General features: G+C 60.8%; 15 protein-coding genes and 1 other RNA gene. 3 read left to right on the top strand and 13 right to left on the bottom strand.

Translation table 11 applies throughout. The features are described from left to right. Positions 1 to 24 precede the first annotated feature (24 nt). Genes ACYVRZ_RS00745 through ACYVRZ_RS00725 form a run of 5 tightly spaced genes read right to left on the bottom strand, consistent with a single transcriptional unit; the run spans position 25 to position 4,068 of the window. The gene (locus tag ACYVRZ_RS00745) at positions 25 to 942 is read right to left on the bottom strand and encodes an RluA family pseudouridine synthase (protein ID WP_461223940.1); all 918 of its coding nucleotides are present in this window, start codon (positions 940 to 942) and stop codon (positions 25 to 27) included. Next, positions 939 to 1,391, bottom strand: a complete 453-nt coding sequence (lspA, locus tag ACYVRZ_RS00740) for a signal peptidase II (protein WP_461224526.1) — start codon at positions 1,389 to 1,391, stop codon at positions 939 to 941. Before lspA ends, ACYVRZ_RS00745 begins: the two co-directional genes overlap by 4 nt. Further along, positions 1,391 to 2,002, bottom strand: coding sequence for a uracil-DNA glycosylase (locus ACYVRZ_RS00735; RefSeq protein ID WP_461223938.1), 612 nt, complete (start codon positions 2,000 to 2,002; stop codon positions 1,391 to 1,393). Before ACYVRZ_RS00735 ends, lspA begins: the two co-directional genes overlap by 1 nt. Next, positions 1,974 to 3,647, bottom strand: a complete 1,674-nt coding sequence (locus ACYVRZ_RS00730) for a formate--tetrahydrofolate ligase (protein ID WP_461223936.1) — start codon at positions 3,645 to 3,647, stop codon at positions 1,974 to 1,976. The genes ACYVRZ_RS00735 and ACYVRZ_RS00730 overlap by 29 nt, the downstream gene beginning before the upstream one ends. Next, the gene (locus ACYVRZ_RS00725) at positions 3,640 to 4,068 is read right to left on the bottom strand and encodes an EbsA family protein (protein ID WP_461223934.1); all 429 of its coding nucleotides are present in this window, start codon (positions 4,066 to 4,068) and stop codon (positions 3,640 to 3,642) included. The genes ACYVRZ_RS00730 and ACYVRZ_RS00725 overlap by 8 nt, the downstream gene beginning before the upstream one ends. 150 nt (positions 4,069 to 4,218) lie before the next feature. Here ACYVRZ_RS00725 and ACYVRZ_RS00720 point away from each other — a divergent pair, with 150 nt between their 5' ends. Further along, positions 4,219 to 4,611, top strand: a complete 393-nt coding sequence (locus tag ACYVRZ_RS00720) for a ribonuclease HI family protein (protein ID WP_461223932.1) — start codon at positions 4,219 to 4,221, stop codon at positions 4,609 to 4,611. A 40-nt stretch (positions 4,612 to 4,651) separates the two neighbouring features. Here ACYVRZ_RS00720 and ACYVRZ_RS00715 read toward each other — a convergent pair whose 3' ends face one another. Continuing rightward, positions 4,652 to 5,254 carry a nitroreductase family protein gene (locus ACYVRZ_RS00715; protein WP_461223930.1) on the bottom strand — a complete coding sequence of 201 codons (603 nt, stop codon included), beginning with the start codon at positions 5,252 to 5,254 and terminating at the stop codon, positions 4,652 to 4,654. A gap of 88 nt (positions 5,255 to 5,342) precedes the next feature. On the opposite strand from ACYVRZ_RS00715, the gene cls reads away from it, so the two are divergent. Further along, a complete protein-coding gene (gene cls, locus ACYVRZ_RS00710) occupies positions 5,343 to 6,800 on the top strand; it encodes a cardiolipin synthase (RefSeq protein WP_461223928.1) in 1,458 nt (485 codons plus the stop codon). On the opposite strand, the gene ACYVRZ_RS00705 is transcribed toward cls, so the two are convergent. Next, positions 6,797 to 7,123 (bottom strand): hypothetical protein, encoded by a 327-nt coding sequence (locus tag ACYVRZ_RS00705; protein ID WP_461223926.1) that lies wholly within the window; start codon positions 7,121 to 7,123, stop codon positions 6,797 to 6,799. The genes cls and ACYVRZ_RS00705 overlap by 4 nt on opposite strands. Before the next feature lie 179 nt (positions 7,124 to 7,302). Here ACYVRZ_RS00705 and nrdH point away from each other — a divergent pair, with 179 nt between their 5' ends. Then, positions 7,303 to 7,533, top strand: coding sequence for a glutaredoxin-like protein NrdH (gene nrdH, locus ACYVRZ_RS00700; RefSeq protein ID WP_262314652.1), 231 nt, complete (start codon positions 7,303 to 7,305; stop codon positions 7,531 to 7,533). 90 nt (positions 7,534 to 7,623) lie between these two features. Here the strand turns inward: nrdH and ACYVRZ_RS00695 are convergent, their stop codons facing one another. The 6 genes from ACYVRZ_RS00695 to ACYVRZ_RS00670 form a co-directional block, all read right to left on the bottom strand. Continuing rightward, the gene (locus ACYVRZ_RS00695; RefSeq protein ID WP_461223924.1) at positions 7,624 to 9,525 is read right to left on the bottom strand and encodes a M13 family metallopeptidase; all 1,902 of its coding nucleotides are present in this window, start codon (positions 9,523 to 9,525) and stop codon (positions 7,624 to 7,626) included. Between the two features lie 123 nt (positions 9,526 to 9,648). Then, positions 9,649 to 9,876 (bottom strand): hypothetical protein, encoded by a 228-nt coding sequence (locus ACYVRZ_RS00690; RefSeq protein ID WP_262314654.1) that lies wholly within the window; start codon positions 9,874 to 9,876, stop codon positions 9,649 to 9,651. 597 nt (positions 9,877 to 10,473) lie between these two features. Continuing rightward, complete coding sequence (locus ACYVRZ_RS00685; RefSeq protein ID WP_461223922.1) at positions 10,474 to 11,607, bottom strand: THUMP domain-containing class I SAM-dependent RNA methyltransferase; 1,134 nt, start codon at positions 11,605 to 11,607, stop codon at positions 10,474 to 10,476. A gap of 109 nt (positions 11,608 to 11,716) precedes the next feature. Continuing rightward, positions 11,717 to 12,077: RNase P RNA component class B (gene rnpB / locus ACYVRZ_RS00680), an RNA gene on the bottom strand. A 19-nt stretch (positions 12,078 to 12,096) separates the two neighbouring features. Next, complete coding sequence (gene gpsB / locus ACYVRZ_RS00675) at positions 12,097 to 12,486, bottom strand: cell division regulator GpsB (RefSeq protein ID WP_262314656.1); 390 nt, start codon at positions 12,484 to 12,486, stop codon at positions 12,097 to 12,099. Positions 12,487 to 12,592: 106 nt separating this feature from the next. Continuing rightward, positions 12,593 to 13,171 carry an SLOG family protein gene (locus ACYVRZ_RS00670; RefSeq protein ID WP_461223920.1) on the bottom strand — a complete coding sequence of 193 codons (579 nt, stop codon included), beginning with the start codon at positions 13,169 to 13,171 and terminating at the stop codon, positions 12,593 to 12,595. Positions 13,172 to 13,233 lie beyond the last annotated feature (62 nt).

Raw genomic sequence — 13,233 nt, 5'->3', positions numbered from 1 at the left:
GGTGCTTGTTAAGTTGGATTAACTTTAGCGTATCTTGGTAGTTTTGTCAATGCCTGCTCGCAGATCGGCCAGTGTTTGGGCAAAAAGCGGCGGCACTTCCTGGCTGAAGGTCATCAGCTTGCCGGTGGTCGGATGCACAAACCCCAGGGTCCGGGCGTGAAGGAACTGCCCGGCTCCGGGCAGCGTCACCCGCGGCGCGTACAGCGGGTCGCCGGCCACCGGGTGGTTGATGTAGGCCATGTGAACGCGAATTTGGTGGGTGCGGCCGGTTTCAAGCACACATTTGATCAGCGCGTAACGCGCGAACTGCTCGAGAACCGTGAAGTGCGTGACCGCGTGACGGCCGTTGGCCACCACGGCCTGGCGCTTGCGGTCCTTGGGATCGCGGCCAAGCGGTGCGTCGATGGTGCCGCTGGCTTCGGCGAAGCGACCGTGAACAATGGCCCAGTACTCGCGAATCGTGGCCTTGGCCTTGAGCTGACTGCTCAGGGCCAGCTGAGCCTGCGGAGTTTTGGCGACCATCAACAGCCCCGAGGTGTCCTTGTCGATGCGGTGAACGATGCCCGGGCGAATCACGTCGTTGATGGCGGAGAAATCCGCATGGGCCAGCAGGCCGTTGACCAGCGTGTGATCCGGATGGCCCGGCGCCGGGTGAACCACCAGCCCCTGTGGCTTGTTGACCACCAGCACCGTGTCGTCTTCGTAGACAATGTCCAAGGCCATCGGCTGGGCCACCGCCTCAAGCGGCACCGGCGTCGGTGGCGTAACGACCACCACGTCGCCTGGATGGACCTTGTACTTGGCGGGAACCACCTGACCGTTGACCGTCACGTGACCTTGATTCAGCCACTTGGCGGCCTGCGAACGCGTCAGATCCGTCAGCTGCGTCGCCAGGACCTTATCCAGGCGGCCGCTTTGATCGGTCACGGTGAAGGTCGTCATCGGCGCTGCCGCCCTTCAATGAACAGCAGGTAGATCATCACCATGATCACACCGACGGTCAGGCAGGCGTCGGCGACGTTGAAAATCGCAAAGTTCATGAAGTCCAGCTGGAACATGTCGGTCACCTCCTGGAAGCGCAGGCGGTCGATCACGTTGCCGATGGTCCCGGCAAGAATTAGCGCCAGCCCAATCTGGTAAAACTTGCTTCGGCCGGCATCCTGCCACAGGTACCAGACGATGCCCAAAGACACCACCGTGATCAGGTAGAAGAACCACTGCTGGCCCTCCAGAATCGAAAAAGCGGCCCCGGTGTTTTTGATATGGGTCAACGACACCACCCCGGGGATGAAGCGAACTGTCTGGTCAATGGCGATATGTGCGATCACCCAGGCCTTGACCCACTGGTCCAGGCCGACCATGACGGCGGCGAAAATAAGGTAAATAACGATCACAACGTTGCCTCCAGTAAGGGTTGGCGAAGCGCGGCCAGGTCGGCCAGCGTTTTGGTTTGCATCTGCGTGCGGTACAACAAGGCGGCCGGATGGGCGACGACGCCAAAGCGGCGGACCGGGCCTGCGACCAGTTGGCCGTCAGCAATGCGGCTGAGCGCAGCGGTCAGCACGTGCCCGTGCCAGTCGCTGACGCGGCCGTGGTACAGCCGCCACAGCGCCGTGTTCCCCATCAAAAGCACCGGCGGCTTGGGCAGCGCCGCCAGGTCCCAGTCCAAAAGCGGCTCGGCCAGCATTTCGGCCTTGGTCGGCGGCCGGTTGACCAGCTTGGTCCCCTTGAGTCGCACCGGCCGGCGGTGAAAGGCCATGGTGATGAAGACGTCTGCCCGGGTCAGGCCCAGCGCGGCCAACATCAGGTCCAGCTTGACGCCAGCCCGGCCGGTGAAGGGTCGCCCGGATACGACCTCGGTTTCTCCCGGGGCCTCACCGACTAGAATCAAGCGCGGTTGTTGGGGACCGCGGCCCGGCACAAAGCCCTGCGTGGCCGGGAACACTTGAGCAGCCGCCTGGGCCAGCGAGGCCTCAGAACAGGCCGGAAATAACGCCGTCATCGGACAGATCCATGCGCATGGCCGCCGGGACCTTGGGTAGTCCGGGCATCGTCAAGACGCTACCGGTCATCACCACCAGAAATCCTGCGCCAAGGCGCGGCGTGATGTCTCGCACGTGAATGGTGAAGCTGCTCGGGGCCCCCAGGGCTTTGGGGTCGTCGGACAGCGAGTATTGGGTCTTGGCCATGCAGATCGGCAGGTTCGCCCAGCCATTTTTGACGATGGTCTTGATGGCTAGCTCCGCCTTGTGATCGTAGCTGACCGCCGCCCCACCGTAAATTTGGGTGACAATCGTCTCAATCTTGTCCTTCACCGCCGCGGCGGGATCGTAAAGCGGCGTGAAGGTCGCAGGCTCTTGCAGCGCTTCAGTCAGCGCGTCGGCCAAGGCCAGGGCGCCTTTGCCGCCTTGGCCCCAGACATCGGCCGGGACCGCCCGGACCCCGAGCTTTTCGCACATGGCAACCAGATCGGCCAGCTCCGCCTCGGTGTCGGTGACAAAGCGGTTGATGGCGACCAACACGGGCACCTTGTAGCGCCGCATGTTGGCAACGTGCTTGGCCAAATTGGCAAAGCCTGCCGCAAGTGCTGGGCGATTCTCTTCGGTCAGCGTCTTGAGCGGCTGGCCACCGTTGTACTTGAGGGCGCGAACGGTGGCGACGATCACGACGGCATCCGGGGTTTTGCCCAGCACCGGCACCTTGATATCCAGGAACTTCTCGGCCCCAAGATCGGCGCCAAACCCAGCTTCGGTCAGCGCGATGTCGCCGAGCTCAAGCGCGGTGCGGGTGGCCAAAACGGAGTTGCAGCCATGCGCGATGTTCGCAAAAGGGCCGCCGTGGATCAAAGTCGGCGTGTGAGCCAGCGTCTGCACGAGGTTCGGCTTGATTGCGTCCTTGAGCAGCATTGCAATCGCACCGGTGACATTGAGGTCGGCGACGGTCACCGGGGTGCGATCGTAGGTATACCCGATCACGATGCGGCCGATCCGCGTCTTGAGGTCCTTGATGTCTTCGGCCAAGCAGAGCACGGCCATCAGCTCGCTAGCGACGGTGATGTCAAACTCGGTTTCGCGCGGCACGCCGTTGGTTGGGCCCCCCAGGCCGATGGTGACGTGGCGCAAGGCGCGGTCGTTGATGTCAAGCACCCGCCGCCAGGTGACGCGGCGCGGGTCGAGGTTCAAGGCGTTGCCCTGCTGCAGGTGGTTATCGATCAAGGCGGCGAGCGTGTCGACCGCAGTGGTCAGGGCATGCATGTCGCCGGTGAAGTGCAGGTTGATGTCCTCCATCGGCACTACCTGCGAGTACCCGCCACCGGTCGCGCCACCCTTCATGCCCATAACCGGGCCCAGCGACGGTTCGCGCAGCGCGATCACTGTCTTTTGGCCCCGCAGATTCAAGGCGTCACCCAGCCCGATCGTGACGGTGGACTTGCCTTCCCCGGCCGGCGTCGGGTTGATTGAGGTCAAAAGGACCAGCTTGCCCAGCGGTTGACTGCGCAGCCGCCGCAGGGCCGCCAGACTGAGCTTGGCCTTGGCCCGGCCGTATGGTTCAAGCTCGTCGGGCTGCAGGCCGACTGCCGCGCCGATTTCTTGAATCGGCCGCATGGTGGTGCGTTCGTTCTCCTGTGCAATCTCAATGTCAGACATGTGAGGCTCCTTTCCGCGGGCTTACCCCGCCCAGCGCTGAGTCAAGTGCCGCCTCAATGGGCGCCACCCGTCCCAGCCGCACCAGCTTGATGCAGCCGTACTGCCGCGTGGTCAGGCTGATCGTGTTGCGCGTGGTCGTGACCGACTGCAGATCCGCCGGGGCAAAGTGCAGCGTGTTGGCCGGCGACAGCCGCCGCACGGTGATGCGGTCGCGCCCGACAATCAGCCGGGCCCGTTGGAGTTGCGCAACGGCCAGTACCAGCACCAGCACCAGCATGACGGTCGGCACCGGGTGTGGAATACCGTAGCCGACGATCTCCATTTGGACAATCACCGCTAACGCGACGCCGCTGACAATCAGCGCCCAAAAAATGCTGAAGTCCAGCCAATCCGGCTGGACACAAAAACGTTTTTCGCTCACACGAACACTTCCTTGGCCACTTGTTTGATTATATAGTAACACGCGCCATCGCCCTTCGCCACCGCCGTCAGCGTTCGGGATTGGCGCAGTCAGGCCGATTGGCCGACGCCGTCCACACTGGCGTATAATGGAAGGCAAGGAAGGTGTCTTATGCTCAAACTCTACACAGATGCGGCGACCAAGGGCAATCCCGGTCCCAGTGGCATCGGCATTCTCGCCGTCGCCAACGGCCAGGCAACCCAGTACCACGCGGCCATCGGCGTGATGTCCAACCACGAGGCGGAATTTTGCGCCGCCATCACCGGGCTGACCCAGTTGATTGAAACCGGTCAAACCGGGGCGGTGACGCTCTACAGCGACGCCAAAATCGTAATCGATGCGCTAGACAAGCGTTACGCCAAGCACTACGGGGCGGCCGTGGCCCAACTTGAGGCACTGGTGCCGCGCTTTGACCTACTGTTGTGGCAGTGGGTCCCCGACCGGCAAAACCACGCGCATGCCCTGGCCCAGCAAGGGCTGCACCAAGCAGAGCGCGACTTGTAGCCGAGCAGCAAAAAAGCCGCGCTGCCGCGCGGCACATGCATTACTTCAAAACCTTGAACTGATCTGCCTTGGCCATCGTGTCCTTGTCACCGGCTGGGGCCTCGATTGAGCCGAACGGCATTTCGGCCCGCAGCTGCCAGGTGGCCGGAATGTCGAAGGCCTCCTGAACCAGCGTGTCGATCAGCGGGTTGTAGTGCTGAAGCGAGGCGCCGATGCCGTGGTTGGCCAGCCCCGTCCAGACGTTGAGTTGGCTGGACCCTTGCGCCTGCTCCGCCCAGGTGGCAAAGTTGTCGGCGTAAAGGGTGAAGTCCTGCTCCAACTGGTGGACCTTGGCGGTGTCGGTGAAGTACAAGATTGTCCCATGTCCGGCCTTGAAGCTGTTGATCTTTTTCTTGGTGTTCTCGTAGGCGGCCTCGGTCGGCACTTCCGACTTCAGGCGCTTGATCACGATGTCCCACAGCTGGTCGTGCTTGGCGCCGAACAGGAAGACGGCACGAACCGTCTGCGAGTTGAAGGCGGACGGCGTCGCCTGAATCAGGTCGGTGGCCAACGTCACGATTTCGTCGTCGGTGAGGGTGACGTCCTTGCCCAGGGCGTAGATGGTGCGGCGTTGGTTCAGTAAGGTCAACAGGTCGTTAGTCATAATGAGAGCTCCTTTTTTTCGAATGACCTTAGTGTATCAGCTAACAAATAGTAAGTAAAGACCTTTTTCACGAAAGTGGGCGAAACTCATGTCGATTATTTCAACGCTTGTCGTCGCCGTCTTGGTGCTGAACACGGCCGGCGCAATTTTCACAGTGTTGCGCGAGGTGCGAGACATTTCGACCACCTGGGCCTGGTTGTTGGTGCTCATCTTTTTGCCAGTGCTTGGGTTTGGCATCTACCTCTTCGCCGGTCGCGGCCTATCCGCCCGCAAGATGCAGGCGATCCAGGCCGAGTACCGCAAAGGGATCGACGCCTTCGTCCAGCTGCAAAAGCGCGAGAACGACAAAAATCAGCTCCTGCCACCCGCTGCGTTGTCGCAGGCGTCCAAAGAGCTGACCACGCTGTTTCTGAACACGGACGGCGCGCCTTTGCTCAGTGACAACGCCGTTACGATTTACACCGATGGGGCGGCCAAGTTCGCCGCCCTGTTCCAAGACATTGAGGCTGCCACCGATCACGTCTTTGTCGAGTACTACACCATTTACAACGATGAACTGGGCAACGCGCTGCAGCGCTTGCTGGTCCAAAAGGCGCAGCAAGGCGTCAAGGTGCTGGTGCTGTACGACGCCTGGGGCAGCCAAGGCGCCAGCGCCAAGTGGTGGCGACCACTCACCGAGGCCGGCGGTCAGGTGGAGACCTATTTCTCCTCCCGCCACCTGTTCCTGGACTTTCGCCTGAACTACCGGCTGCACCGCAAAATCGTGGTGGTGGATGATCGCATCGGCTACATCGGCGGCTTCAACGTCGGCGACCAGTACGTTTCGCGCAAGCCGAAGTTCGGTTTTTGGCGCGACACGCACCTGCGCGTCCGCGGCAACACCGTCCTGGCGCTGAAGGTGCAGTTTCTGATGGACTGGAACGCCACGGTTGACCACGCCCGTGAGGAGCCCTACAACCTGGTGACGCCGGCCAGCGATGCAGCCGCCGCCCCCGGCAAGGTGGCGATGCAGATTGTCTCCAGCGGCCCGGAGAGCAAGGGGCAGCAGATCAAGTACGGCTACGTCAAAATGATTACAAGCGCCGCCAAGTCGGTGTGGATCCAGACCCCCTACCTGATTCCCGACGACACGGTGATCGACGCCTTGATCACCGCCGCGTTGGCCGGCATCGACGTGCGGCTGATGATTCCGGACATGCCCGATCACCCCTTCATTTTTCGGGCGACGCAGTACTACGCCAACTACCTCAGCCGCTTCGGGGTTCGCATCTACCACTACCAAAAAGGCTTTCTTCACGCCAAAACCGTGGTGGTCGACGGCAAAATCGCCAGTGTCGGCAGCGCGAACTTCGACATTCGCAGCTTCAAGCTCAACTTCGAGGCCAACGCCTTCATCTACGACCGCGGCGTGGCCGGTCAGCTTACCCGCATCTTTGAGGCCGACTTGGCCAACTCGGTTTGCCTGACCCCGGCCATGATTGCCGCGCAAGGTCACTGGCTGCGCTTCAAGCAGTATGGCTCGCGGCTACTGTCGCCGATTCTTTAACGCTGCCAGTTGTCCAGCTGCGCGGTGTGTTGACCTAGGTAGCCAACCGCCGCCTCGATCAGCTTTTTGTGGGCCGCCTCAAGCTCGCCGCCGGCCAGGTGGTAGCGGTCAACCAAGTAGCCTTGGGCGACGTCTTCGTATATTTTGCGGCCGACCCCACCGTCTTTGAGCAAGCCGTCAAGCCCCGTCAGCGCCGGTGTGGCCGCTTGGGCAAGGGCCTGGGCCAGATCCGGCACCGCCAACCCGTGCTTGCCTGCATAATCTACCAGCTGCTCGTTCATATCGATGATTGCTTCTTGATCCATGTGCTTGTCTGCTTTCATGAACGCTTCCTCCTTTTTGTGTGGCGATTGAGCCACCTCTAGTATAGCGGTTTGGCCAGGCGCCGCGTGTTTTTTTGCCTCTGTCGACGCCACCCCAAGATATTGGGGCGTAGGATTGACAGCTGGTACCAGACGTTGTATGCTTGGGCTACTAGAAAAAAGCGAAAAGAGTGAGCCTCATGTCCAACATTACCGTATTCACCAAGAACGGCTGCCCTCAGTGCCGCATGACCAAGAACTACCTGAAGACACACAACATTCCGTTCACGGAGCACAACATCAACGACGAGCCGGAGTACATCAGCTACCTGAAGGGCCAGGGTTTCCAGGCCGTGCCGGTGCTTGAGGCCCCAGGCATTGAACCGATCGCAGGGTTTCGGCCAGAGGCCCTGAAGCAGCTGGCCGTCTGACCTGCGGCGCCGCCCTTGTGGCGGCTTTTTGTTTTGTAGCCCTAAAAACGGCCGTCTTCCGAAGAAGACGGCCGTTGGCGTCGTTGGGGTTTACCAAATGGTGATGCGCTTGTCCGGCGCCAGGTACATGCCGTCCCCTGGCTTCACATCGAAGGCCTGGTACCAGGCCTCGAGGTTTTGCGGCTGCACGTTGGCCCGCAGCTTCGCTGGGGCGTGAACGTCGACGGCCAAGAACATCTTTTGCAGCTCCAGGCGAGCCTTTTGCCGCCAGATGCGCGACCAGTTGATGAAGAAAGCCTGCAGATCGCAGTCATCCAGCCCCTGTGCCGTTTCCAAAGCCGCGGCCAGGCCGCCGGCATCCGCGATGTTCTCGGACACGATCAGCTTGCCGTTCGCCTTGCCGGCCTCGGTTTCCAGGCCGTCGAACTCGTCGATCATCGCCTGGGTCAGGTCCTTGAAGTGAGCGTAGTCGGCCGGCTGCCACCAGTCCTTGAGATTGCCGAACTCGTCGAACTGGGCCCCGTTGTTGTCGAAGCCGTGCGAGATTTCATGCGCGATCACCGCACCGATGCCGCCGAGGTTCTGGCTGGCGGTTTGGTCAAGTGAGTAGAACGGCGCCTGCAAAATCGCGGCCGGGAACGTGATGTCGTTGCGCGACGGGTCGTAGCAGGCGTTGACCAGGTGCCCCGGCATCACCCAAATCGTGCGGTCGACCGGTTGGGTCAGCTGATCGAGGTTGTACTGGTTGCGGGTCGTCGAAAGCCCGATGGCAGTGCTCAGCAGGTCACCGTCGCCGACCTTCAGCAGGTCGTAAACCGCCTGCACCTTGTCGGGGTAACCCATTTTCAGCACCATGGTGTCGAGTTTCACCACTGCCTTGGCCTTGGTAGAGGCAGACAGCCAGCTGGAGTTGGTCAAGCGGCGCTTGTAGGTCGCAATCATCTTCTCGACCAGCGCAATCACGTCTGCCTTGGCGGTTTCGCCGAAGTATGTCTGACCGTAGTAAATCCCGATTGGCTCGGAGAAGAAGCGGTTGGCCAGGCGGTAGGCGTGCTTAATCTGGCTTGGTTCCTCCGGGCTGCCGGAGAGTGCCCGGCCAAAGGTGCCGCCGAGCTGGCGCAGGTCCTCGCTAAGGTAGCCGGTCAGGCTGACCAGCTCGGTGACATAAGCCCAGTGCTTGTACTGGGCAAAGGTTGCAGCGGAGAAAAGCTGCGTGAATTCCTTCAGGAAGCGCGGGTCTTGAACGATGATGGTCTCGGGCTTTGCCGGTAGCACCTCTTGGACAAACGCAGGGAAGTCAAAGGCGCCGAACTGTGCGGCCACCTCCGAGAAGGACTGCGGATTGTAGGCCTTTGGGTAATCCGCCCATTCCTCGGAGCTCTTGACGTGCTTGGCGATCTCGCGGTCGAAGGTCAGCGCATCGGCCAGGTAGGTCGCCTGAGCGGCCACACTGAGGTCGGTTTGGGCCAGCACCTGTTGACTCATGTCCGTCCAAGTCTTCAGCAGGGCTTGGCCCTGCTCGTTGCCTTCGGCGTAGTAGGTCGTGTCCGGCAAAATGGTGCTGGGGCCGGAAATCTGATACAGGTTGCGACTGGTGTCCTTCATGTCGGGCTCAACGCCGCCGGAAAACGGCAGCGGGAACAAGCTAAGCTCCAGGTCACCGGCCTTGGCGTTGAACGCGGCCAGGTCGCTGGTGGCGTTCAACACCGCGAGGCGATCCAGCGCCGGCTTGATGCCAGCGGCGTCTCGGGCCTTGAAGTCCAGGGCCTTTTGGTACAGCTTGACTGCCTGAGCAAAGTACGGATCAGGCGCCGGTTTGCTGCCAGCAGCCACGGCCTTGAAGTCGGCCATCAGCTGGTCTTCGACCCCATCGGCCAGGTCGCTGAAGCCCCCGGTGCGGGACTTGTCTGGGGCGATGACCGCCGTTTTCTCCCACTCGCCGTTGACGGCTTCGTACAGATCATCTTGGTAACGCGGTGTGTCTTGTGCCATAATGAACCCCTTTCGCTGATTCTCACCAGCATTTAATATACTCATCATTGTAGCGCAACGCCTGGGCTTTTGCACCACAAAAACGGCGGGTCACCCCGCCGCGGTGTGCTTATTCAAATGTGGTCATGCCCACGCAATCTTGGTGATTGCGTATTCCTGAACGCGCTTGGCGCCCTTTTGCGTGTCGATCAAAACGGTGCTGCGCTCGGCGTACGGCTTGACCGTGCCCGGGGTGATCGCCTGAATCACCCCGTGAAGCGTCCGCTTGTCCATCGTGTGGATTTTGACCGGCCGCTTGGTCAGTAACGCATCCTCCAGTAAGCCGAAAATCTCAGTGGTGTGTTGCCCCATGAGCATGAACCTCCTTTTGTTTGCTGAAACCGATTACACCTCCAGTATAACGAAGCCGCGGCGAAAAATCAGCCCTTCTTGTCACTGCGGGATGATTCTTAACATTTGCCGGGGCACCACGTCTGGCCGACACAAAAACCGCCGCAACGCGCTGGTTGCGGCGGCCGCGCCGGAGCCAGCGGAGACGCGTCCCCGCCGGCCTTGGCCCTTTTGTTGGGTGTGATGCAATCGCTCAGTCACCCGCCGCGGCGATGGTCACCGGCGCGAGGCGACTTGGCACAAGCCACCGGTCAATGCGCCGCCGCAGCTACCTCGCAAAGCGAGTAGGCAGTGCAATCAGCGAGAGGTCCAATCCTGGTATTCGGGCCCGCAGATGGGCGCCGTTACGCGAAAACACGTGTGTTGAAAGTCGGGTTCGGCTTGTGAGAATGCTTATGTCCCGGACCGTTCCCCATGGGCAGTGGGCGTGCAACGACCAAGGCCTTTGGTCGCCCCCCTGTCCTAGAATAATCATCCAGAGTCAGTGTAAGCCCTGCCACCTCAGCCGCCAATTTATAAGCTCACACGTAGTCCGAGGGTCGGTTTCGGCACGCTAGTCTAAGGTCGCGCCGGCCGCTTCCCCCAATACTGGAAGTAATCGGTTCGCAGGCTACCGTTGTACAGTTTGCGGCGCTTCGTCGCTTTGTTACCGTACGCCTTTTCAAAGCCCAGGTCGGCGGTCAAGATGTACTTGCTCCAGCCGTCGAGGCGACGGTAGGCATCGCCCATCTCGCCGTACAGCCGCCGGGCGGCCTCAAGCTCGCCCATTCGCTTGCCGTAAGGCGGGTTGGCGACAATCACGCCGCGGGGCTTGTCGGTCTTGAAATCCTTGACTGCCAGCTGCTTGAACACCACGCGGTGGCCGAGGCCGGCCTCGTGGGCGTTCAGCCGAGCAATCTCAATCATCTCCTGGTTGATGTCGTAGCCGGTGATGTCCAGCTCGCGGTCCATGTCGGCGGCAGCCAACGCGGCGGTTTTGACGCTGGCCAGCGCGTCTGAATCAAAGAAGGCGAAATCCTCAAAGGCAAACCGGCGGTGGAGGCCCGGGGCGAGATTCAGCCCGATCAAGGCGGCTTCGATCGGAATGGTGCCGGAACCAGTGGTCGGGTCGACGAACGGCATGTCTGGACGCCAGTTAGTCAGCATCACCAGCGCCGCCGCGAAGTTTTCCTTCAAAGGCGCCTCGCCCTTGGCCACGCGGTAACCGCGCTTGAACAGGGATGGCCCGGTGGTGTCGATGGTCAAAGTCGCGACATCCTTGAGGATTGAGACCTCCAGCGGGTATAGGTTGCCGGTTTCCGGCAGGCGGCCGCGGCGGTGGTAGACTTCGGCGAGCTTATTGACAATCGCCTTTTTAGTGATGGCCTGCACGTCTGGCTCGGAGTGCAGTGTCGACCGGACACTGCGCCCGGCCACCGGAAACTCGGCGTCCAGTGGCAGGTAGCGGTCCCAAGGCAGGGCCCGGACGCCTTCGAACAGGTCGTCGAACGTCGTGGCCTTGAACTGGCCGACGATGATCTTGATGCGGTCGGCCGTGCGAAGCCAGACGTTGGCAGTGGCGATGGCGCGGTCGTCACCCTCGAAAAAAACCTTGCCGTTATCGGTTGTGGTTGCAAAACCTAGGTCTTGCAGCTCACGGGCGGTCAGGCTCTCAAGCCCGGCCGCCATTGTTGCCATCAGTTTGTGTTGCATAGTCGGCTCCTTTTATTTTGCTGAGTTCATTGTACCAACACTCCGTCACGGGAACCACCCCGGCGTAAAAAAACAGCCCGGGAAACCCGGACTGTGCCTGCTTGCAGACCCCTATAAGCCATGTTTTGTTCCAGCACCTTGTCAGGCCAAAGTGCCTTCAGTAATCATCTATCTCAGCTTTCGCTGGAAGGCCGTCGGTTCAATTCCCATGGCCTACCGCCCCTACCAAAGTTTGGGTTACTCGCTCGCGGGGTTTACCCGTTCCAGTCCGTCTGTTTCCAGGCGGCATCGTCTCTGTGGCACTTTCAGGTGCAGGTGCATGGCCGAAGCTTTAGCACTGAACACCGCCGTTACCGGTTTGACCCGGTACCCAGGCTTATTGGGCCTGGCACGAACACTACAAGCATCGCAGCTTGTGCGGGCATGGACTTTCCTCACCGGGCATGCACCCGGCGCGATTACTCGTGATCTGCAAAGGGTTGACGTGACTTAGTAGCGATCGATGCCGCTGGCGTCGGTCGGCTTGGTGCCACCGTCGGCCAGCTTGCTCCCGAAGACGTGGCGCTCCAAGTTGGAAAGCCGCTTCAGGATGTCGTAGTTGGTCACGGTGGCGTTCGGCTGCTGCGGCGTGGCCGCCGCAACTTTGGACGACACGTTCAGCTGCTTGGTCAGCTCGTCGACGCGGCTGCGCAACCGCGCGTTGTCTGCCTCCAAGCGGTCGACGTCGCCTTGGTAGGCCTCGTAGTCCTTGATTACTTGATCCAGGAACTCATCGACCTCAGCCGCGTCGTAGCCGCGCATCTTGGTTTTGAAGCTCTTCTCCAGAATGGCTTGCGGGTCGAGCTGGACGTCGCGCGTTGCCTCGTTGTTGTTATCCATAACCGAACACCTCGTTGATTCCTTAACACAGGATGAGTTCATCATACCATACCGAGGGGACTTTGAAAATGCCAAAATGCGTCAGATGGGCATTGCCGTGCTTTCTTCACGAATCGAAGGGGTCGTGTTCGGCCGCTTGTTGCTCACCGTATGCCCTGGCGGCCTCCTCCAAATCGGGCATGTTGATCAGCTGCACCGGGTAGTTACGCCGCCGGCCTTCACCTTGAGCGGCCCGGTAAGCAAACGCCGGCTTGCCGTCAAAGTCCGGATCGAACACCAACAGCGCGGCGTCGGTGTGCTGAGCCATGAAGCGCGTGTAGCCGGACAGCTGCTTGGGGGATTGGTACGGTAGGCTGGAAACACTGGCGGAGAAATCGACCTGCTGAACCAGCGCGGCCAGCGCCGCTTGATTCTCTTCCTTCCACTGGTGACCAAAATCCGCAAACGGCAGCATCACCGCGACCTTCAGCTCCGGGTAGTCTTGTTTGAGGCCGACGGCAACTTGAGCCCCCCACTGCTCGACGCCTTGCTCGCCGCCGGTGATCACCCACTCCAGGCCGTCGTCCAAGGCCGCCTTGAGCTGGTTTCTTAAAGCAAGTTTAATCACGGTAATTTTGGGGTCGGAATCGCCGTAAGCGTTCAGCTCCCAGGACCGGTAACCGGTCAACCACAGGCGTGTTCCCATCGCGTCCTCCCATTCGATTAGGCCAAATCTCCCTGGCTTGTTATAATAAGGCCAGGAGTTGA

The organism is Lacticaseibacillus suihuaensis (assembly GCF_054785075.1).
Note: the sequence above shows the minus strand (reverse complement) of the source record. Positions and strands in the feature narration are given on the sequence as shown.